A 20,433-nucleotide genomic window follows, 5' to 3' on the forward strand; every position below is an offset into this window, starting at 1 on the left:
TCGCCACTACATCCGGTCCCGGTAGTAGTCGGGCACGATGACTCCGGGCTCGTCGAACCAGCGCGGCACGTCGACGCCGCAGACCAGCCCGACGTTGCCCCAGGGGTTGAACGCGCCGGTCCGGACGATCGCCTTGGCCTGGTGGGCCAGCTCGCCGAGCATCTCGGCGTGCTGGCGGGTGGTCAGCGGCACGCCCGGGAAGCGCTGCCCCAGCCAGTCGGCGAGCGGCCGGTTGTGGGTGGTCACGTCCTCGGCGACCACGACGCCCTCGACGATGATCTCGTCGGCGACGAGGTCGAGCACGGTGGTCAGCGGGGGCAGGTCCTCGGCGATGGCCAGGTCGACGCGGTGCGCGCCGCGCGGGATGGGGAACCCGGCGTCGACCACGAGCAGCAGGTCGGTGTGACCGAGGGTGGCGAGCGTCCCGGACAGCTCGGCGTTGAGCAGGCCGCTGCGTTTCATGCGTTCTCCTTCATGGTGTGTGCGCCGGTGGCCAGGGCCATGACCTTCTCCTCGGTGGCCTCGGCCGCGTCGATGACGCCGACGAGCCGGCCGGCGGCCAGGACGGCGATCCGGTCGCTGACGGTCAGCAGTTCGGGCAGGTCCGAGGAGGAGACGACGATCCCGACGCCGGCCTCGGTGAGGCTGCGGAACAGCCGGTAGATCTCCGCCTTGGCGCCGACGTCGACGCCGCGGGTGGGCTCGTCGAGCAGCATCAGCCGGGGCTCGATGGACAACCAGCGGGCGAGCAGCGCCTTCTGCTGGTTGCCGCCGGAGAGCTGGGTGATGCCCTGGGCGGTGGTCGAGGTCTTCACCCGCAGGTCGCGGGCGCGGGTGTCGGCGTCGCGCCGCAGCGCGCCCCGCCGCAGCAGGCCGAAGCGCTGCCGGCGGCCCAGCGTCAGGATGTTGACGTTGTCGGCGACGCTCATCGTCGGCAGGATCCCCTGCTGCCGCCGCTCTCCCGGCAGGTACGCGACGCGGGCGCGGATCGCGTCGCGCGGTGATCGGGCGGTGAACGTCTCGCCGTCGAGCGACAGCTCACCGCCACTGATCGGGTCGGCGCCGAAGATGCCGCGCAGCAGCTCGATCCGGCCGCTGTCGGGCAGGCCGGCCACGCCGAGCACCTCGCCGGGCGCGACGTCGAGGTCGACGCCGGTGAACCCGGTGCCGCGGACGCCCCGCAGCCGCAGCCGGGGGGTGGCCGTCGGGGCGGGCGCGGGCGTGTCGTGCCGGGCGAACTCGGCGGCGAGTTCCCGGCCGACCATCGCCGCGACCACCTGGTCGGGGCTGACCTCGGCGGTCGGCCAGTGCCCGACGTGCCGGCCGTCGCGCAGCACGTGGATGTGCTGGGACAGGGCGAAGACCTCGGGCATCCGGTGCGAGACGTAGAGCAGGGTCACGCCGTCGGCCTGCAACGACCGGATCACCCCGAACAGCCGCTCCGACTCCGCCGGCGACAGGATCGACGTCGGCTCGTCCAGGATGACCAGCCGCGCCTGCCGGGCCAGGGACCGGGCGATGACCACGAGCTGCTGCGAGGCGGCGTCGAGGTGCCGGACGGCGCCGCGCGGGTCGACCCGCAGGCCGAGCCGGTCGAGCAGCTCCGCGGCGCGCTCGTCGACGCGGCGGCGGTCGGGGAACGGGCGGGACCCGGGTTCGGCGCCGAGCATGATGTTCTCGGCGACCGTGCGGTCCTGGGCCAGGGCGAGTTCCTGCGGGACCAGGGCGACCCGGTGCCGGCTGAGCAGGGTGGCCGGGTCGAACCGGCGGACCTGTTCCCCGGCCACCCGGACCGCGCCGGCCGTGGGTGTGTCCAGCCCGGCCAGGATCTTCATGAGGGTCGACTTGCCGGCGCCGTTCTCCCCCATCACGGCGGTGAGGCTGCCGGCGGGCACGCTCAGGGTCACGTCCTGTAGGGCCCGTACGGCTCCGAAGTGCCTCGACAGACCCGTCACCTCGACGGCGGCCGTCGTCGGGGCGGCGATCGTGGCCGGGCTGGTCATCGGCTCAGCCCTCCACCGGCACGTCGCCGACGTTGGCGCGGGTGACGACGAGGACGCCCGTGTCGACGCTGGAGATCTCGGTGCCGTTCTTCAGGTAGTCGGCGAGCAGCTTGACCGCCTGGTAGCCCTGCTCGGCCGGAGCCTGGCTGATGGTCAGGTCGACGACGCCGGACTTGAGGTACTCGACGGTCTGCGGCTGGACGTCGAAGCCGACCGAGTGGATCTTTCCGGCGTTGCCGGACTGCTGGAGCCACTTGGCTCCGGCGGTGAAGCTGCAGCAGTCGAGCGAGACGAGGGCGACGGCGTCCTTCTGCGCGGCCATCGTCGACTCGATGGTGTTGTAGGCGGCGCTGGGCTCGTTGCCGGTGTTCACCGGGCCGACGATCTGCAGGCCGGCGTCCTTGACACCCTCCTGGAATCCGGAGAAGCGGTCGTTGGACCAGCCGGCGCCGGAGTCGACCGAGGCCACCACGACCTTGCCCGTCCTGCCCTTGAGGACGCCGATCAGCTCCTTGGCGAGGGACTTACCGGAGGCGACGAGGTCCTGGCCGACGAAGCCCATCTGCTTGGACTCGGGGTTGTTGGTGTTGAACGAGATGATCGGGATGCCGGCGTCGTACGCCTGGGCGATGACCGGCTTGAGGGCGTCGTTGCTGGCCGAGGAGACGGCCAGACCGTGGATCTGCTTCTGGTTGATCAGGGTCTGTAGCTCGGCGACCTGGTCGGCGGGGTTGCCACCGGACGGCCCGATCATCTGGGCGTCGACGCCGAACTCCTTGGCGCCGCGCTCCATGCCCTGCCGGATCGGGACGGCGAAGGCCAGCGACGGGTCGTGGTAGCTGAGCTTGATCTTGAGGGGTTGGCCCTTCTCGACCGCGTCCTTGATGTAGCCGGCGAGCGTGAACCCGCTGCCGTCGGCGGCGGCGGTGCTGGCCGGGGTGACCGCGCCGCAGGCGGCGTTGGCCACCAGCGCGAGGCCGAGGGTCGCGACGACGGCGATCCGTCGCCGGAGGGAGAGCGTCATTGCGGGGGGCTCCTTGCGGTGTGGGGGGACGGGGTGTGGCGGGCGGGGGACGGGGGAGGTCACCGACGCCCGGAGCGTCTGCGCAGCCAGGTGTCGGCGGCCACGGCGAGGATGATCACCGCGCCGGTCGCCACGGTCTGCCAGAACGAGGAGATGCCGCGCAGGTTGAGGATGTTCTGCAGCACGCCGATGAAGGCGACGCCGATGACGGTGCCGAGCATGGTGCCGGAGCCGCCGAACAGGGCCGCGCCGCCGATGATCACGGCGGAGATGGCGGTCAGCTCCATCCCGGTGCCGGTGACGCCCTGCACGTAGGAGAGGAAGGACAGGCCCAGCACGCCGGCCAGGCCGGCGAGCGTGCCGGAGAGGGTGAACGCGGCGACCTTCACCCGGCCGGTGTTGATCCCGCACAGCCGGGCGGCCTCGGCGCTGCCGCCGACGGCGTAGGTGTTGAAGCCGTACCGGGAACGGGACAGCACGATCATGCCGACGACGGCGACGAGCGCGAAGAGGACGAGCTGCATCGGTACCAGGCCGAACAGCTTGCCCTGGCCGAGCAGGTTGAACTCGGCCACGCCGGGGTCCTTGGCGGACAGCGAGATCGGCGAGCCGCCGCTGAGCAGCAGCGTCACGCCCCGGTAGACGCTCAGCGTGCCGAGGGTGACGATGAACGACGGGATGCCGAAGCCCACCGTCATCAGGCCGTTGAGCAGGCCGGCGACCGCGCCGGCGGCGATCCCGCCGAGGGCGGCCAGCGGCCAGGCGACGTCGGAGCTCATCAGCAGTCCACAGACGACGGCGCCGAGGCCGTAGATCGAGCCGACGGACAGGTCGATCTCGGCGTTGATGATCACGAAGGTGACGCCGACGGCCATGATGCCGATCTGCGCGATCTGCTGGCCGACGGTGAGGAAGTTGTCGGTGCCGACGAAGCCCGGGGCGATCAGGGTGCCGAGGGCGAACAACACGACCAGGGCGAGGAAGGTGCTGGCCTCCCGGGCGTGCAGGAAACGGTGCAGCGGGGAACGGGCGGCGGGGGCGGCGGCACGCTCGGGTACGGGGGGCGCCGCGGGGGCGGTGGTCATCTGGGCCATCGGTCTCATCTCCTCAACAGGGCCGCGACGTCGTCCGGGCGGGGCAGGGCGGGGATCACCTCGGCGACGCCGACGGCGTGCGCGCCGGCCGCGGCGGCGAAGCGGACCGCGTCGGTGAGGGCGTCGCCGCGGGCCAGGGCGACAGCGAGGGCTCCGGTGAAGGCGTCGCCCGCGCCGGTGGTGTCGACGACGTGGGGCACGGGGACCGGGTCGACGTGGACCCGCCGCCCGTCGTGGTCGACGAGTGCGCCGTCGGCGCCGAGGGTGAGCACGATCGTCCCGGCGTAGCGGGCCCGGATCAGGTCCACCAGCTCGTCGCCGGTGGCCGGGTCCTCAGGGTCGCGGCCGGTCAGCACCCGGGCCTCGCTGGCGTTGGGCGTGACCACGTCGATCCAGCCCCACGCCTCGTCCGGCAGGGCGACGGCCGGCGCGGGGTTGAGCAGCGTCCGGACTCCGCGTTCGTGGGCGGTGCGCAGCGCCGCGACGGCCACCGGCAGCGGAATCTCCAGCGAGACCACGACCAGGTCCGCCTCGGCGATGCGGTCGGCGAAACCCTCCACGTCGGCGGGTGTCAGCTCGTCCAGGGCTCCGGGGGCGATGGCGATCCGGTTCTCGCCGTGCTCGTCGACGAGGATGACGCCGACCATCGTCGCGGCGTCGGCGGTGCGTACGCCGGCGGCGTCGACGCCCTCCTGCGCCCAGAGCTGGCGCGCGGCGGCGCCGAACTGGTCCGGGCCGACGGCGGTCAGGAGGCTGACCCGCGCGCCGAGCCGGGCGGCGGCCACCGCCTGGTTCGAGCCCTTGCCCCCGTGCCCGGACGCGAACCGTCCACCGGACAGGGTCTCCCCGGCGACCGGCACCCGGGACACCCGCATGGTGAGCCCGGCGCCGTAGCTGCCGATCACTGCAATCTTCATCCTGGCCTCATGTTCATGGACAACCATGTACAACAGAGGGGACCGTAGGGACCGCCAGCCGGCGATGTCAAGGGCCTCGACGACTTTGATCCGAAACGTTTCCGCAACCCGAGGGACGCCACAGAGACGCCCATCACACAATTTTGCCCCTTTTGTGGAGCCGCCTCCGCGCGTTTCGCCCCGCCGCGCCCCCGGCCCAGCCGCGACTCCCGGCCCGGACGACGCGCTCCCGGCGCCGCCCCGCGCCTCCCTGCCGTACGGGTCCAGCCTCTGCGGCACCTACTTGGACGGGTGCCCGGTGCGCATCGACATCCCGTCGATCCTGGTGACCTGCGTGGCGAGCACGTCGCCGCCAGGGCCCGACGGCCTCCGCCGTCGGCGGAGGCCGTCGCGATGGGCGTGGCCGCCTGGGTGATGGCCTCGCCGCGCCGGTTCCGGCTCGCCGGGTCCGCCCTGCGGCTCGCCCGGTCGCTGGGCGGGCGGCGGGGGTGGATCACCCGCCTGCCGCCGCCGCTGTCGACGTGGACGGCCAGCCGGGACGTGCCCTGGCCGCCCCGGCGTACCTTCCGCCGGTGGTGGCGCTCTACTGGCTGGGCCGACAGCCGGGGCGGGCACGGCACCGCCGGCCGGGTCTGACCCCGGCCGGACGACGGGACCGGGACCGCCGGCCAGGCCCGGGGCGAGGACCGATGAGCCCGCGCGCTTCCGGACGGTCCGATCGCCGAGGAGGGCCGCCGAGCCGCGGGGGACACCGTGCTGGGGCGGATCCGCGCCGCCCTGGGGCCCGAGCCGGCGGTGCTGCCGGTGCCCGGAAGCACCGCACCCGGGGTGGGCACCGCCGCCCTGGGGCCCAAGCCGGCGGTGCCGCCGGTGCCCGGGACCACCGCACCCGGGGTGGGCACCCGGCCGGCGACCCGGCCCTGCTCGACCCGCTCGCCGACTACCGCGCCACGGTCGTCGCGGCCACGCCGGGGCGGCTCGCCGAGGGTGGCCGCCGAGCTGGCCCGGGTCGTCCCGGGCGGCGGCCGGGTGATCGTCCCGCCCCGCCTGCCGGCCTGGGCGCCGGCCGCGCACCCTGGTCAGCGGCCCGTCCGCGACCAGCGACATCGAGCTGCACCGGGTGGAGGGGTGCCCGCCCCCGTACCCCCGTGGTGGTCCTGGTCCCGCCCGGACTGACGACCGCAGTCGTCCATGCGGGACGGTCCTGCGTGTCTTCTTCGTGGTCGCGCGGCGGCCCGACGGCTCGGCAGGGGGTGCCCACCGCGCCCGCCGGAGCCGCTGGCCGGCGGGCCCGGCGCAGCGGCTCGCGCGCTGCGCCGGGCACCTTCGTCACCCGGCCGGCGGGCGGCGCGTCGGCGCCCCCGGTCGGCGGTCAGTACCGCGACCACCTCTGGTTGGCGCTGCCCGCGCAGTCCCAGAGCTGGAGCTTGCCCCCGTTGGCCGGGTTCTGGTCGCGCACGTCGACGCACCGGTTGGCGCTGAGGTTCACCAGGTCACCGGAGGCGTTCAGGGTGAACCGCTGGGCCGGGTTGCCGTTGCAGGTGACGAGGTTGACCTCGGTTCCGTTGGCGGTGCCGGCCCAGGCGGGGTCCATGCACTTGCCCATCGCCCGCACCGTGCCGTCGGTGGCGAAGGTCCACGCCTGCGCGGCCGTGGTGTTGCAGTCCCAGATCTGCAGCTTCGCGCCGTCGACCGGGTTGGCGCTCGGGATGTCGATGCACCGCCCGCTCTGCGCGCCCCTGAGCCGCGTGGTGCCGGTGGGCGGGTTGCCGCCGTCGGTGTAGCCGTTGACCCGGACGTAGTCGACCAGCATCTGCTGCGGGAACTGGGTGGAGGCGTCCGGGTAGCCCGGCCAGTAGCCGCCGACGGCCACGTTCAGGATCATGAAGAACGGGTGGTCGAAGACCCACCGGTTGCCGCCCAGCCGGCTCGGGTCGACGCGGTGGAACTCGACGCCGTCGAGGTACCAGACGATCGAGTTGGGCTGCCAGTCCACCCGGTAGGTGTGGAAGGCGTCGGCCAGCGGCGCGCCGACGCTGCGGCTGCCGCTGATGCCGCCGCTGCCGGAGTACCCCGGCCCGTGCACGGTGCCGTAGGCGGTGTTCGGCTCGCGGCCGATGTTCTCCATGATGTCGATCTCGCCGGCGTTCGGCCAGCCGACGCTGCCCATGTCGTTGCCGAGCATCCAGAACGCCGGCCAGATGCCCTGGCCCCGGGGGATCTTGATTCGGGCCTCGAACCGGCCGTACGCCTGGGTGAACGTCGCGGCGGTGAGCAGCCGGGCCGAGGTGTACTCGCACCGGCCGTAGTGGCACTGGTAGTTGGCCGGGTTCTCCCTGCGGGCGGTGATGACCAGGTTGCCATTGCCGTCGTGCACCGCGTTGCTGGTGCTGTTCGTGTAGTACTGCATCTCGTTGTTGCCCCAGCCGCTGCCGCCGATGTCGAACCGCCACTTGCTCTGGTCGACGGCCGTGCCGGCGGGGGCGTTGAACTCGTCGGCCCAGGTGATGCCGCCGATCGCCGCCTGGGCGGGCGCGGTGGGGCCGGGCAGGACGAGGGACGCCGCGACGACGACGAGGGCGACGGCGGCGCGGGCGAACGCGCGGGGCGCGGAGCGGGATCTGGTCACGGGGGCCTCCTCGGGGGACGGTCCGGGCGGTCGTAGGGCTGGGCGGTGGGGCGCGGTCAGCCCCGCCGCCACTTCTGGTTGGCGGTGCCGGCGCAGTCCCACAGTTGGAGCCGGGCGCCGTCGCCGCCGTTCCAGTCGACGATGTCGACGCACTTGTTGGCCTGCGGGTTGACCAGGTCACCGGCGGCGGACAGGACGAACTGCTGGGCGGGGTTGCCGCTGCAGTTGGCGATCTGGATCACCGCACCGTTGGCGGTGGACCCCCAGGCCACGTCCATGCACTTGTTGTTCTGGGTGTGCAGGGAACCGCCGGTGAGGGTCCACGCCTGGGCTCCGGTGCCGTTGCAGTTCCACATCTGCAGGGGCACGCCGTCGGAGAAGTTCGAGTTCGGCACGTCGATGCACTTGTTGTTCCAGTTGCTGATCAGCCGGTCCCCGCCCCCGCCGCCGGCCGTGACCAGCGACAGCCCGTACGCGCCGAGGATCTCGTTGACCGGCTGGAACCAGGTGGTGCCGCCGGTGGAGCAGTTGCCGGAGCCGCCGGAGGTGACCCCCTGCGCCTGGTTGCCGCTGATCCACGCCCCGCCGGAGTCGCCGCCCTCGGCGCAGGCGTTGCTGCGGCTCAGGCCGGACACCGCGCCCTGGGCGTAGTTCACCGTCTCGTTGCGACCCAGGATGGTGCCGCACCGCCAGCCGGTGGTACGCCCGGAGCGGCAGACGGAGCTGCCGATCGCGGCGTCCTGCGAGCCTGCCACCGTGACGTTGCCGCCGGAGTAGTTGTTCACCCAGGGCCGTGGGGTCCAGTTGCTGTTGGTCCGCACCCAGCCGTAGTCGTTGCCGGGGAAGGACGAGCCGGCGAAGGTGCCCTGCGCGACGTTGTTGAAGCCGAGCGTCGGGCTGCCGGTGCCGCCGCAGTGCCCGGCCGTGACGAAGCCGCCGGCGACCGCGAAGCCGACCGAGCAGAGCGTGTTGCCGTTGATGACGTACTGGTCGCCGCCGCGGATGTCGTACAGCGGTCGGGGCGTGTCGGCGGACTCGACGATCCGGACGGCGTCGGCGGCGACGCCGCTGGTGCGCGCGAACGCGGTCGCCTCGGCGGTGGCGCCCGGCGCCACCGTCAGCACCACGCTGTTGCCGGTGACGTCGACGTGCCAGCCGCGGATCCGTTGCGGGTCCGCCCGGTCGGCGCGCCGGTCGAGGGCCCGCTTGACGGTGCCGAGCGTGCGCTCGCTGCGGGCGGCGACGGTGGCGTCGGCGCCCTCGGCGCGGACGACGGCGGCCAGCGCGGGGTCGGTGACCGCCACGGTCAGCCGCTGCCCGCCCGCCGGGATCCAGGCGCCGGCGAACGCCGCGCCGAGCTGGGCGCGCAGCCGCTTCTCGACCGGCGGGGCGGCGGCCTCGACGCGCAGCCGGGCGCCGACCTGCTCGGCGGTCAGCCCGAGGTCGCGGCGCATCGCCGTGACCAGTTCCGGGGATAGGTCGGCGACGCCCGTCGCGGCGGGGGCCGCGGGGGCGCCGGGGGTGTCGGCGGCGCGGGCCGCCAGTGGCGACGCGACGACGAGCAGGAGGGCTGCGGTGATGGTGCCGAACGCGCGTAGCTGTCGCGGCATGAAGATCCTCCCGAGGGGACGTACGGGCGGTCGCGGCGGTGCGACGCGGGGGGCGGGAAGGGCTGAGAGAGCGCTCTCTAACGAAGTCTGTCGATGTTAACGACTTCTGTCAAGACTGTTACCAGTTGCCCGCCACGCCCGCCCACCCGCCGGCGGGCGGTCCGTCATCCCCGGGGCACGCTTGCGCCCGGGCCGGCCCGGCCCGACGCCCGGGGCCTACTCCGGGCCGCGGTGCGGCACCCGGCGGAGCGGCAGGGCCGGGGCTGCCCGGAGCAACGCCGCCGCGTCGGCGCCCGTCCGCATCACCGTGCGGTCGGGACGCACGAGCGCCGCCCGGGCCCCGCCGCGACCCAGCCACCGCCCGAGGGCCGAGCCCGGCTCCACCGGCACGAGCACCACCCGTCGGCGCCGCGCCTCGGCGGCCACCTCCCCGGGGACCGGCCCGGCGACGAGCACCGCGAAGCGGGACCCGAGCACGTCGTCGAGGCGGCGGCCGTCGCCCAGGACCGGGTTCGGGCAGAGCCGACCGGCGCGGCTCCACGGCACCCAGCGCCGCCGGCGCAGGGCCGAGGGACGCAGGGCCGGCGTCGTGCTGTCCAGGACCCGCGCCCGCAGGCCCGGGACGTGGACCAGCCGGGGCGCGACGGCCCGGCGCAGCAGGTCGCCGACCTCGCCACCCCGGGTCATCGCCCGGCCGACGCCCACGGCGAGCCGGATCGACGCGGTCACGTGGGGCCTGCGCTCAGCCTCGTAGCTGTCCAGTGCGGCGTCGGGCAGGCCCCCGGCCAGCACCGAGGCCAGTTTCCAGGTGAGGTTGGCGGCGTCGCGCAGCCCGGCGCCCAGGCCCTGGCCGATGAACGGCGGGGTGAGGTGGGCGGCGTCGCCGAGCAGGAACACGCCCCCGGCCCGCCACCGGTCGGCCACCTGGGCACGGAAGGTGTACTCCGCGCAGCGGAGCACCACGAGCGCCTCGAACGGCACGTCCCCCGTCCACGGCCGGACCAGCTCGCGCAGGGTCGCCGGGGTGGACACCGCCGCCGCCGTCTCGCCGGGCAGGAGGCGGAACTCCCAGCGGTGCCGGTGCGCCCCGACGCGCAGGTAGGTCGCGGCCCGGCGGGGGTCGCACACCTGGTGCACGCCCCCCCAGGCATCGATCGCGGCGTCGGTGTCGACGTCGACCACGAGCCAGCGCTGCGCGAAGCCGAAGTCGCGCATCCTCGACCCGACCTGCGTCCGGACGGTGCTGTTGGCGCCGTCGCAGCCGAGGACGTACCGCGCGCGCAGCGCCGCCCGCTCCCCCGACCCCCGGTCGGTCACCGCGACGGCCACCGCCCCGGCACCGTCGGCGCGAACCGCGGTGACCTCGACGCCGCCGCGCAGGGTGACCAGGGGATCATCGGCGACGGCGCGGCGCAGGATGGCCTCCAGCCGCGGCTGGTCGAACATGTTCGCCTGCGGGTGGCCGTGGATCCCGGCCGTCGTGCCGCGACTGAACTGCGCCAGGACGCGGTGGTCGGGGCCCAGCAACCGCAGCCCCTCGGCGGGCCGGGAGATCGCCGCGAACTGCTCGTGCACCCCCGCCCGGTGCAGGATCCGGCACACCTCGTCGTCGAGGTGGACCGCACGAGGCCGGGGGTAGACGGCCGGCCACCGGTCCAGCACGACGCAGCGGACACCGTGGACGGCGAGCAGCCGGGCCGCCGTCACCCCGGTCGGCCCGGCGCCCACGACGACGACGGGCCACGGATCCTCCATCGGTCCCCCTCGCCCGGCCCGCGCCACCCGGATACGGGCGGCCGGCGCGCCGGACCCGCCCGGTCCGACGGTACCGACCGCCCGGTCAGCCGGCGGTGACCACCCGGTGCAGGCGGCGCGCCTCGGTCACCATCCGGGTCGTCCCGCTGCGGCCGGCCACCTCGGCCAGCCCCGCCACCTCGATCGCGACCCCGGTGCCCGTGGCGGTCTCGGCCGCCAGGGTCAGCAGGTCGGGCAGGCCCCGTGGCGGCGTGCGGGCGGCGAGCAGCGGCGGCAGCGCCGCGGCCAGCAGCCGCCACACGCTCAGCGGCGCCCCGGCCGTCGCCGCGTCGCGCAGCGGCTCGACCGCCCGGGTCAGCTTCACCACCTGCCCGGCGGCCAACTCGCCGAGCTGCCCGCCCACCGCGGCGGCGTCGAGCCGGCCGGCGCCGGCCAGGGCGAGCAGGGCGTCCAGCGCGGCGACCCGGTCGGCGCCGTGGCGGGCCCCGAGGCCGTAGGCCAGCGCGAGGTCGACGGAGGCCCCGCCGGATCCGCCGCACTCGGCGAGCAGCGGCAGCGCCCGGGCACCGTCGCGGCGGTCCAGGTCCGCGGCGGCGGCCACGTCCGGCAGGAGGTGCGCGGCGACCACGCCCAGGTGGTGGGGCAGCACCGACGGCCACATCCGGGTCCAGCCGAAGTGGTCCGTCTGCATCGGGGCGGGGTCGGCGGTCAGCAGGCCGTACCGGTCGTCGTAGCCGTCCGGTGGGCGCAGCTCGACGGCGACGCGGCGGGCCGGGAGCTGGTCGTACTCCCAGTCGTAGCCGATCTTGCGGGCCCGGCGGGCGAGCGTGGTGACCCGGATGACGGGATCGGGCAGCCCGCCGCCGCGCAGCCAGGCGGCGAGCCGGTCACCGGCCGGGGTGCGCAGCGCCTCGGCCCGGCCGGCCAGCCCGTCGTCGACGGCGGTGGGCAGGCGCAGCAGCGCCTGGGTGAGGTCCCAGTGCCACGGCTCGCGGTCGCCGAGCGCGGCGAGCCGCTCCAGCAGGGCCAGCGGGTCGAGCGCGCCGTTGGCCGAGGTCGGCCTCGCGAGCAGGCCGGGGTGGCCCGGCTCGCCGAGGTGGTGGCCGACCTCCGCGACGCGGGCCCGCAGCAGGGCGTGCGGCGCCGGCACCCGGGAGTCGGTGCTGACCAGCTCCGGCTGCGACGGCGACCGGTTGGTGCGCCGCACGGCGGCCAGCAACGCGCTCCACCGGCTGCGGGGCTGGGCGGCCGGGGTGGGTCCGCCGGCGCCCTCCAGGACGTCGCCGACGAGGCCGCACAGGCAACACGGGTCCCAGCGGTGCTCGCTGGCCCAGGACCAGTGCCGGCGGCTCAGCACCGGGTCGAGCGCGGCGCGCACCCGGTCGCCGTCGGTCGCCGCGAGCCGGACCAGCCCGTCGAGGAGTCGGTCCAGCGGCTCGTCCCGGCTCTCCGTGCCGAGCAGCGCGGCGACCTCCTCAGCGAGCTCGTCGACGTCGGTGATCGGCGGCGGGGCGGCCGGGGGCGGGCCGGGGCGGGGCAGGTCGTCGCCGCGCGGGGCGGTGACCGTCGCGCCCGCGCCGGCGGCCGGGTCGAGGCCGTGGCGGGCGGCCAGGGCGGTGGCGCGCTCGCGCAGGTCGACGGCGGGATGCTCGGCGGCGACGGCGATCACCTCGGCGATCTCGGCGGCCCGGTCCCGGTGCCGGCGGGCGAGCCGGTCGAGCCAGGCGAGCTGGCCGCGCACCAGCGCCTTGTCCGGCCGCACCAGCACCTCGCGGGAGGTGTCGAGCACCGCGTCCAGCTCCAGGTCGGGCACCGCGCGCAGCGCCTTCTGCGCCGAGGTGGCGACGGCGCCGGGGGCGTCGGCGAGCAGTCGCAGGTAGTCGGTGGCGCGGGCGGCGACCTCGTCGGTGGTCGGCTGGAGCAGGTCGAGCAGCACGGTGAAGGCGCGCAGCGCCGCCGGCCGGTCGCCGCGCAGCAGCCGGCCGACCGCGCCGTCGAGCAGGGCGGCGCGGTCGACCAGCCCCTCGGCGGCGAGCTGGGCGAGCGCGGTCGGCAGGGCGTGCGGGCGGCGGTCCTTCCAGTCGGTGACGATCTCGTCGAACATCATCGGCGAGCCGAGACCGTCGACCTCGAACAGCCGGGGCAGCAGCGCCGGCAGGAACGGGTCGGCGCGTAGCCGGTCGAGCAGCGGCACGGGCGCGGCGCGCCCCGGCCGGTCGGGCCGCGACAGCGCGAGCACCCACAGCTCGACGAACCGGTCCCCGGGCGGCGGTTCGGCCTGCCCGGCGTGCAGCAGCGCGGCGATGAACCGCCAGTGCTCGACCTGGGTGTCGCGCTGGAGCTTCCCGGCCATCCGCAGGGCGAGGTCGGTGAGCCAGGTGATCCCGCGGTCCTCGGCGGCCCGCCGCACGAGAGCCGCGGCCCGCTCGCCGTCCACGGCGACGACGCGACGACTCAGGACGGGGGCCGCCTGGGCCGCACTGGGCAGGCAGCCGACCACGGCCACGGCCAGCGCGGTGCCCTTGCCGATACCCCACCAGGTGCTCCGCCGTGCCTTGAGCCAGTCGGTCAGCTCGGCGCCGACGGCGCGCCGCCGGTCCTCGGGCAACCCGGCCAGCGCGTCGACGATCAGCCCGGCCGATCCGGCGTCGATCAGGTCGAACAGGTCGCTGGTGCCACCGGCGGCCAGCTCCCACCGGCGCCGGACCGTGGTCTTCACACCCGCTCCCGCACGTCGGCGGTGGCCATCCGGGTGGCCAGCGCGTGCTTGCACGGCCCGCGCTGCCCGCGGTGCTTGGCCCACCAGGGGCAGGTGCAGGTGAACCCGCCGTCGGGCAGCCGGCGGACCCGGTAGACCTCGTCGCCGCTGCGCACGGTGGCGCCGGCCTCGTCGGACGCGACGGCGCCGGCGTCGAGCAGCGCCCGCGCGCCGACCAGCCGCGGGTTGTCCCGTTCGGCCCGGCCCGCGTCGTACGGCATGACGCGGTGGAAGTACGCCGCCTCGGAGACGTCGTAGCCGACCCGCCCGGCGGTGCCGAGCTGCGCGAGGGCGCCCCGGACCCGGGCCGCGTCGATGCCGGCGGAGGCGGCCAGCGCGTCGACGTCGACGGTCGGGTCCCAGGACAGCAGGGCGGAGATCAGCTCGGCGTCGTCGACGACGTCGTCGCCGGCCAGGGCGGTGAGGGCGGCGCCCTCGCCGGAGAACCCGCGGTAGGGCTCGGGGGACAGGGTCAGCGACAGCCGCAGGGCCCCGGTGTCGAGCTCCCAGGTGCTGGGCAGCGGCGCCGAGCCGGGCGTGGCGGTCGGGCCGTACACGCGCAGGGTCCGGGCGAAACGCAGCAGGCCGCGCAGGGCGGTCAGCCGGCCCGCGCCGGCGAGGCAGACCGCGCCGGGCACGGGCCGCGAGGTCAGCCGCAGGCCACGCCCGGCGGGCACCGCCCAGAGCACCGACCGGTCGTTCGACGTCGGCAGCCGGCGCAGGAACGCGGCGGCCTCGACCGCCGGGATCTCCGCCCGCGGCTCGAACGCCGCGGCCAGGACCTGCACCTCGGCGAAGCCGCGCAGCCAGCGCACCGGCAGCGGCACCTTCTTCTCCACCACCGCGCCGTCCATGGTGGAGACGGTCAGGTCGTCGGGGCCGACCGACAGGTGCAGCGGGTCGAGGCCGCCGACCCGGGCGAGCGACTGGCGCAGCGGGTTGTTGACGTCGACGTTGGTGGTGCCGTGCTCCACCACGTCGCCGTCGAGGCCCTCCGGCAGGGCGTCGAGGCGGGCGTAGACCCCGCAGCAGCCGGAGAACGACTCGAACCGCAGCCGGTCCCGGCTGCCGGTGACGACCGGGTCGAGGCTCGCCGGGCTGACCGGCCGGTAGTAGCGGGTGCGGGCCACCTCGGCCACGGCGAGCAGCCCGACGGCGGCGGCCTGCGGCGTGGTGAGGAAGCCGGTGAAGAACCGGGGGTTCGGCGCCGGGCCGCCGCTGGTCTGCAACGCGAGGCCGGTACGGCTCAGCGCCGAGGACCCCAGGTACCGGTACGTCTGTTGGGCGTTCACGGGCCCGGACGATACAAGATCGCTCCGACAGTTCTCGCCGGGCGGATCACGCGGATCGGTCGGCCTCGGCGTGGACAGCTGGCCGCCCGGCAGCGGGCCCTGGCCGCCGAGCCGGCCCTGCGCCGGACCGTCGTGATCGGGCACAGCACAACCTGGCCGGATCGCCCCCGTCGGCGCGCCCTTGCACCCACGGCCGGCTTCGACACAGGCCCGGCGTGATCGTCTGCTGATTTGTGAGACGACACGCCGGGCGAGTTCTCCATGGACAGCAAACGATCATGGAGAGTCGCCCCCCACGAAGGGAGGGGCGGCGCTAGGGCGCGTGTCATCCAGCGCGATCGTGTGCGCTCGTACGGCGCGTTAAGCGCTCGGCGGAAGGGGTCGGCTACAGGGCCGTCAGGTACAGTACGGGCCGACACGGCCAGCAGGCGGGCCAGCGCCACCGCGACGGCGGCCTCCCACCGCGGATTCCACCGCCCAGGCGGCTCGCCCGGCGGTATGCCGGGCCGCCCCTCTCGCAGAGCCTCCCATCCGAGCGGCGTCTGACGCGGGGAGGCATCGCCGGTGGCGGACCGCCTCTGGGTCCAGCCACACCGCCTGCCAGCGTCCGAAGTCTCCGACGCGGGTCGCTACCGGCCGCCCGCACCGGACACACGCGAGACTAGGGCCGTCTCGCTCGTGAACAAGGTCATGCGAACTCCCGAGCCCTCACCCGCGAACGCGGTCTCAGCTCCCGACGGCCCGATGAGGCATCGGGCCACGGTATGAGGCATCCGATATATATTCGTCTCCCTGGATGATGGGTAGGCTCGGCCCAGTCCGTTCGCGTCGTCTCCCCGGCGGCATCTGGCCCCGGAGACGGCCAGAGCACGGGAGGCCGGGATGACGCCGCCACGCAACCGCCGCCGGTCCGCCGCCATGGCCGTCCTGTTCGCCCCGGTCGTGGCCGCCGCCATGGCCGGGACTCCGGCCGGCGCGGCACCGGCCGCCGGCGACATTCTGCGGGCGGGCGGGGCCAGCGCCGTCGAGGGCAGCTACGTGGTGGTGCTCGCCGACAGCGGGCGAACCGCCGCCGACTCGGCCACGCGGCTCGCCGCCCGGTACGGCGGTTCCGTCGGCCAGGTCTACGGTGCCGCGCTGCACGGTTTCGAGGCCCGGCTGCCGGAGCGGGCCGCCCGGCGACTGGCCGCCGACCCGGCCGTGGCGTACGTCGAGCAGAACCACGTGGTGTCGCTGGCCGCCGGGGTCCAGCTCAACCCGCCGTCGTGGGGCCTGGACCGCATCGACCAGCGCCTGCTGCCGCTGGACCAGCGCTACGCCTACCCGAACACCGCGCCCGGCGTGCACGCGTACGTCGTCGACACGGGCATCCGCGCCACCCACGTCGACTTCACCGGCTCCGCCGCAGGCGGGTACGACGCGGTCGACGGCGCCCTGCCCGCCGACGACTGCAACGGCCACGGCACCCACCTCGCCGGCACCGTCGGCGGCCAGCAGCACGGGGTCGCCAAGGACGTCCGCCTGGTCCCGGTGCGGGTGCTCAACTGCGCCGGCAGCGGCACCTACGCGCAGGTCATCGCGGGGGTCGACTGGGTCACCGCGAACGCGGTGAAACCCGCGGTGGCCACCATGGGCCTGGGCGGCAGCGCCAGCACCGCGCTCGACAGCGCGGTGACCGCCTCCATCAACTCCGGCGTGACCTACACCGTCACCTCGGGCAGCTCCGCCACCAACGCCTGCAACTACTCCCCGTCGCGGGTGCCGGCGGCGCTCACCGTCGCCGGCACCACGCCGACCGACGCCCGGATGAGTTCCGCCAACTACGGCTCCTGCCTGGACCTGTTCGCCCCCGGCCAGGGCATCACCTCGACCTGGCACACCAGTGACACCGCCACCAACACGATCAGCGGCGGGCCGATGGCCGCCGCGCACACCGCCGGGTGCGCGGCCCTGGTCCTCCAGGACCACCCCACCTGGACCCCCGCCCAGGTCGCCGCCCACCTCACCGGCACCGCCACCACCGGCGTCGTCGGCGCTCCGGGAGCCGGCTCGCCCAACCGGCTGCTCTACTGCGGCGGCTGAGGTCGCGGCGGCCTGTCAGGGCCGGTAGCGGTAGCCCATTCCGGGCTCGGTGATGAGGTGTCGCGGACGGGCCGGGTCGTCCTCCAGCTTGCGCCGCAGTTGGGCCATGTACTGGCGCAGGTAGTTGGTCTCGTTCTGGTACTCCGGTCCCCACACCTCGTGCAGCAGCTGGCGCTGGCTGATGAGCTTGCCCGGATGGCGCAGCAGCCGGTCGAGCACCGCCCACTGGGTGGGGGTGAGCCGGACCTCCGCGCCGTCGTCGCGGGTCACCGTGCGGTCGACGAGGTCGACGGTGTGCCGGCCCACCCGGGGGGCCGCCGTCGCCCCGTCGGCCGCCGGGGCGGCGAGGCGTCGGGTGACCGCGCGGATGCGGGCGAGCAGCTCGTCGACGCCGAACGGCTTGGTGACGTAGTCGTCGGCGCCGGCGTCGAGGGCGGCGACCTTGTCCTCGCTGCCCGCCCGGCCGGACAGCACGATGATCGGCACCGTCGTCCAGCCGCGCAGGCCCCGGATCACCTCGACGCCGTCGAGGTCGGGCAGGCCCAGGTCGAGGACCACCAGGTCCGGCGGATGGGCGGCGGCGGCCCGCAGCGCGGCGGCGCCGGTCTCGGCGACCTGCACGTCGTACCCGCGGGCCCGCAGGTTGATGCGCAGGGCCCGCAGGATCTGCGGTTCGTCGTCGACGACGAGGATGCGGCTCATTCCTGCGGCCCTTCGGTGCCGGTAAGGGTGGCGGCGGGCAGGCGCAGCACCATGGTCAGCCCGCCGCCCGGGGTGGTCTCGGGGGTGATGCTGCCACCCATCGCCTCGGCGAGGCCGCGGGACAGGGCGAGGCCGAGCCCCACACCGGTCTGGTTGTCCCGGTCGCCGAGGCGCTGGAAGGGCAGGAAGACGTGTTCCCACTGGTCCTCGGGGATGCCGGGGCCGGTGTCGATGACCCGCAGCTCCACCTGCCCGGCGTGGGCGCTGGCGGTGACGGTGGGCGGCCGGCCGGGCGGGCTGTGCCGCAGGGCGTTGGCGACGATGTTGACCAGCACGCGTTCCAGCAGGCCGGGATCCGCCAGCGCGGCGGGCAGGTCGGCGGGGATGTCGGTGGCGACGTCGGCGGCGGCCGGGCCCAGCTCGTCCAGGGCCCGCGGCACCACGTCCTCCAACCCGATCGCGGCGGCGGCCACGCCGAGCGCGCCGGCCTGCAACCGGCTCATGTCCAGCAGGTTCGCCACGAGGCGGCCCAGCCGGTCCAGGGACTCGTCGGCGGTGGCCAGCAGCTCGTCCCGGTCGTCGGCGTCGAACTCGACGTCGTGGCTGCGCAGGCTGCTCACCGCCGCCTTCGCCGAGGCGAGCGGCGTACGCAGGTCGTGGCTGACGGCGGCGAGCAGCGCGGTGCGCATCCGGTCGGCCTCCGCCAGCGGCCGGGCGGTCGCCGCCTCCTCGGCGAGGCGTTCCTGGCGAAGCGCCACGGCGGCCTGGGCGGCGAACGCCTCGACGACCCGCCGGTCGGCGGCCTCCAGCCGCCGGCCGGCCAGCACGACGGTGAGCCGGTCGTCGACCGGTACCGCCGTCTCCCCGGCGTCGGGGCTGGTCGCCGGTGCCTCCCCGACGGCGGCCACCAGCCGCCAGACGTCCCGCTCGTAGGCCCGGTTGGGGCGTCCCCGCGCGTCCGGTGCCAGTTCCAGGACGCTGACGGCGCGCAGCGCGAACGTCTCCCGCAGCCGGTCCAGCAGCGCCGGCAGCGGGCGCTCGCCGCGCAGCACGCCGCCCGCGACGGTGGCGAGGGTCTGCGCGTCGGCGGAGGCCCGCGCCGCCTCCCGGGTGCGCCGGGCGGCCACGTCGACGACCCAGCTCACCGCCAGGGCGACGCCGACGAAGACGCCCAACGCGAGCAGGTTGTCCGCCTCGGCGATGGTCAGCGTGTGAAACGGCGGGGTGAAGAACCAGTTCAGCAGCAGCGACCCGCCGAGGGCGGCGACCAGCGCCGGCCACAGGCCGCCGACCAGCGCCACCCCGACGACGCCGGCGAGGAACAGCAGGATGTCGTTGGTCAGGGTGAGGTCGGGCAGCGCGCTCAGCGCCCCGGTGAGCGCCGGCATACCGAGCCCGGCGAGGGCGAAGCCGAGCAGCCGGCGCCGCCGGGACAGCGCGGCCGGCAACCCACCGGTCCGCCGGCCCCGCCCCGCCTGCGGGTGGGTGACCAGGTGCACGTCGATCGGCCCGGACAGGGCCGTGGTGGTCACCCCTACGCCCCGGCTGAGCAGCTGGGCGAACCGGCCCCGGCGGCTGGCGCCCAGGACGAGCTGGGTGGCGTTGACGCCGCGGGCGAAGTCGAGCAGCGCGGCCGGCACGTCCGTGCCGAGCACCTGGTGGTACGTGCCGCCGAGGCTCTCCACCAGCACCCGCTGGCGGGCCAGCCGGGCGGGGTCGACGCCGGCCAGGCCGTCGCTGCGGGCGACGTGCACGGCGAGCAGGTCGGCGCCCCGGCCCCGGGCGGCCACCCGGGCCGCCCGACGGATCAGCGTGTCGCCCTCCGGCCCGCCGGTCAGCGCGACGACGACCCGTTCCCGGGCCTCCCAGGTGTCGGAGATGCCCTGCTGGGCGCGGTAGGCGCCGAGCTGGTCGTCGACCTTGTCGGCGAGCCAGATCAGGGCCAGCTCGCGCAGGGCCGTGAGGTTGCCGATCCGGAAGTAGTTGCCGAGCGCGGCGTCGATCTTGTCGGGGCGGTAGATGTTGCCGTGGGCCATCCGGCGGCGCAGCGCCTCCGGGGTCATGTCGACCAGCTCGACCTGCTCGGCGGCGCGGACGACGGCGTCGGGGATCGTCTCGCGCTGGGTGGTGCCGGTGATCTGGGCGACGACGTCGTTGACCGATTCGAGGTGCTGGACGTTGACCGTGGACAGCACGCAGATGCCGGCGTCCAGCAGCTCCTGCACGTCCTGCCAGCGCTTGTCGTTGCGGGAGCCGGGCACGTTGGTGTGGGCCAGCTCGTCGACGACCGCGATCTCGGGCCGGCGGGCCAGGAGCGCGTCGAGGTCCAGCTCGGTGAACTCGACGCCCCGGTGCGCGAGGGCGCGCCTGGGCACCTGCTCCAGGTCGCCGATCATGGCGGCGGTGTGCGGGCGGCCGTGGGTCTCGACCAGCCCGATCACCACGTCGGTGCCGCGTTCGGCCCGCCGCCGGGCCTCCTGGAGCATCGCGTACGTCTTGCCGACGCCGGGCGCGGCCCCGAGGTAGATGCGCAGTTCCCCTCTGGGCACGGGCGGGTCCTTCCGGTG

At 75.3% G+C, this 20,433-nt stretch carries 14 protein-coding genes; 2 read left to right on the plus strand and 12 right to left on the minus strand.

The window, feature by feature from the left end; all coding sequences use genetic code 11:
- Positions 1-6: 6 nt before the first annotated feature.
- Genes rbsD through C5N14_RS08285 form a run of 5 tightly spaced genes read right to left on the minus strand, consistent with a single transcriptional unit; the run spans position 7 to position 5,038 of the window.
- Complete coding sequence (rbsD, locus tag C5N14_RS08265) at positions 7-462, minus strand: D-ribose pyranase (protein ID WP_117667175.1); 456 nt, start codon at positions 460-462, stop codon at positions 7-9.
- The gene (locus C5N14_RS08270; RefSeq protein WP_117667177.1) at positions 459-2,003 is read right to left on the minus strand and encodes a sugar ABC transporter ATP-binding protein; all 1,545 of its coding nucleotides are present in this window, start codon (positions 2,001-2,003) and stop codon (positions 459-461) included. The genes rbsD and C5N14_RS08270 overlap by 4 nt, the downstream gene beginning before the upstream one ends.
- A 4-nt stretch (positions 2,004-2,007) precedes the next feature.
- On the minus strand, positions 2,008-3,027 hold the full coding sequence (locus C5N14_RS08275; RefSeq protein WP_117667179.1) for a substrate-binding domain-containing protein: 1,020 nt from the start codon (positions 3,025-3,027) through the stop codon (positions 2,008-2,010).
- 59 nt (positions 3,028-3,086) lie between these two features.
- Positions 3,087-4,121, minus strand: a complete 1,035-nt coding sequence (locus C5N14_RS08280) for an ABC transporter permease (protein WP_207892653.1) — start codon at positions 4,119-4,121, stop codon at positions 3,087-3,089.
- 5 nt (positions 4,122-4,126) lie between these two features.
- The gene (locus C5N14_RS08285) at positions 4,127-5,038 is read right to left on the minus strand and encodes a ribokinase (protein ID WP_117667181.1); all 912 of its coding nucleotides are present in this window, start codon (positions 5,036-5,038) and stop codon (positions 4,127-4,129) included.
- A 291-nt stretch (positions 5,039-5,329) separates the two neighbouring features.
- On the opposite strand from C5N14_RS08285, the gene C5N14_RS32610 reads away from it, so the two are divergent.
- Positions 5,330-5,674, plus strand: a complete 345-nt coding sequence (locus C5N14_RS32610; RefSeq protein ID WP_256371507.1) for a lactate utilisation protein LutB domain-containing protein — start codon at positions 5,330-5,332, stop codon at positions 5,672-5,674.
- Between the two features lie 736 nt (positions 5,675-6,410).
- Here the strand turns inward: C5N14_RS32610 and C5N14_RS08295 are convergent.
- The 5 genes from C5N14_RS08295 to C5N14_RS08315 all read right to left on the minus strand — a co-directional run bounded on the left by C5N14_RS08295 (position 6,411) and on the right by C5N14_RS08315 (position 15,082).
- On the minus strand, positions 6,411-7,667 hold the full coding sequence (locus C5N14_RS08295; RefSeq protein ID WP_117667183.1) for a glycoside hydrolase family 16 protein: 1,257 nt from the start codon (positions 7,665-7,667) through the stop codon (positions 6,411-6,413).
- Positions 7,668-7,723: 56 nt separating this feature from the next.
- Positions 7,724-9,277 (minus strand): ricin-type beta-trefoil lectin domain protein, encoded by a 1,554-nt coding sequence (locus C5N14_RS08300; RefSeq protein WP_117667185.1) that lies wholly within the window; start codon positions 9,275-9,277, stop codon positions 7,724-7,726.
- A gap of 216 nt (positions 9,278-9,493) precedes the next feature.
- Positions 9,494-11,032: a bifunctional 3-(3-hydroxy-phenyl)propionate/3-hydroxycinnamic acid hydroxylase gene (locus C5N14_RS08305; protein ID WP_117667187.1), complete on the minus strand. Its 1,539-nt coding sequence runs from the start codon at positions 11,030-11,032 to the stop codon at positions 9,494-9,496.
- Positions 11,033-11,117: 85 nt separating this feature from the next.
- Positions 11,118-13,751 carry a DUF6493 family protein gene (locus C5N14_RS08310; RefSeq protein ID WP_243639313.1) on the minus strand — a complete coding sequence of 878 codons (2,634 nt, stop codon included), beginning with the start codon at positions 13,749-13,751 and terminating at the stop codon, positions 11,118-11,120.
- Positions 13,748-15,082 carry an SWIM zinc finger family protein gene (locus C5N14_RS08315; protein ID WP_117667189.1) on the minus strand — a complete coding sequence of 445 codons (1,335 nt, stop codon included), beginning with the start codon at positions 15,080-15,082 and terminating at the stop codon, positions 13,748-13,750. The genes C5N14_RS08310 and C5N14_RS08315 overlap by 4 nt, the downstream gene beginning before the upstream one ends.
- Positions 15,083-15,964: 882 nt before the next feature.
- On the opposite strand from C5N14_RS08315, the gene C5N14_RS08320 reads away from it, so the two are divergent.
- Positions 15,965-17,164 (plus strand): S8 family peptidase, encoded by a 1,200-nt coding sequence (locus C5N14_RS08320; protein ID WP_117667191.1) that lies wholly within the window; start codon positions 15,965-15,967, stop codon positions 17,162-17,164.
- 15 nt (positions 17,165-17,179) lie between these two features.
- Here the strand turns inward: C5N14_RS08320 and C5N14_RS08325 are convergent, their stop codons facing one another.
- Together C5N14_RS08325 and C5N14_RS08330 are read right to left on the minus strand one after the other, a co-directional pair.
- The gene (locus C5N14_RS08325) at positions 17,180-17,866 is read right to left on the minus strand and encodes a response regulator (protein WP_117667193.1); all 687 of its coding nucleotides are present in this window, start codon (positions 17,864-17,866) and stop codon (positions 17,180-17,182) included.
- On the minus strand, positions 17,863-20,415 hold the full coding sequence (locus C5N14_RS08330) for a DUF4118 domain-containing protein (protein WP_117667195.1): 2,553 nt from the start codon (positions 20,413-20,415) through the stop codon (positions 17,863-17,865). The genes C5N14_RS08325 and C5N14_RS08330 overlap by 4 nt, the downstream gene beginning before the upstream one ends.
- Positions 20,416-20,433 lie beyond the last annotated feature (18 nt).

Source organism: Micromonospora sp. MW-13, assembly GCF_003434305.1.
In the GTDB taxonomy this organism is placed as follows: Bacteria; Actinomycetota; Actinomycetes; order Mycobacteriales; family Micromonosporaceae; genus Micromonospora.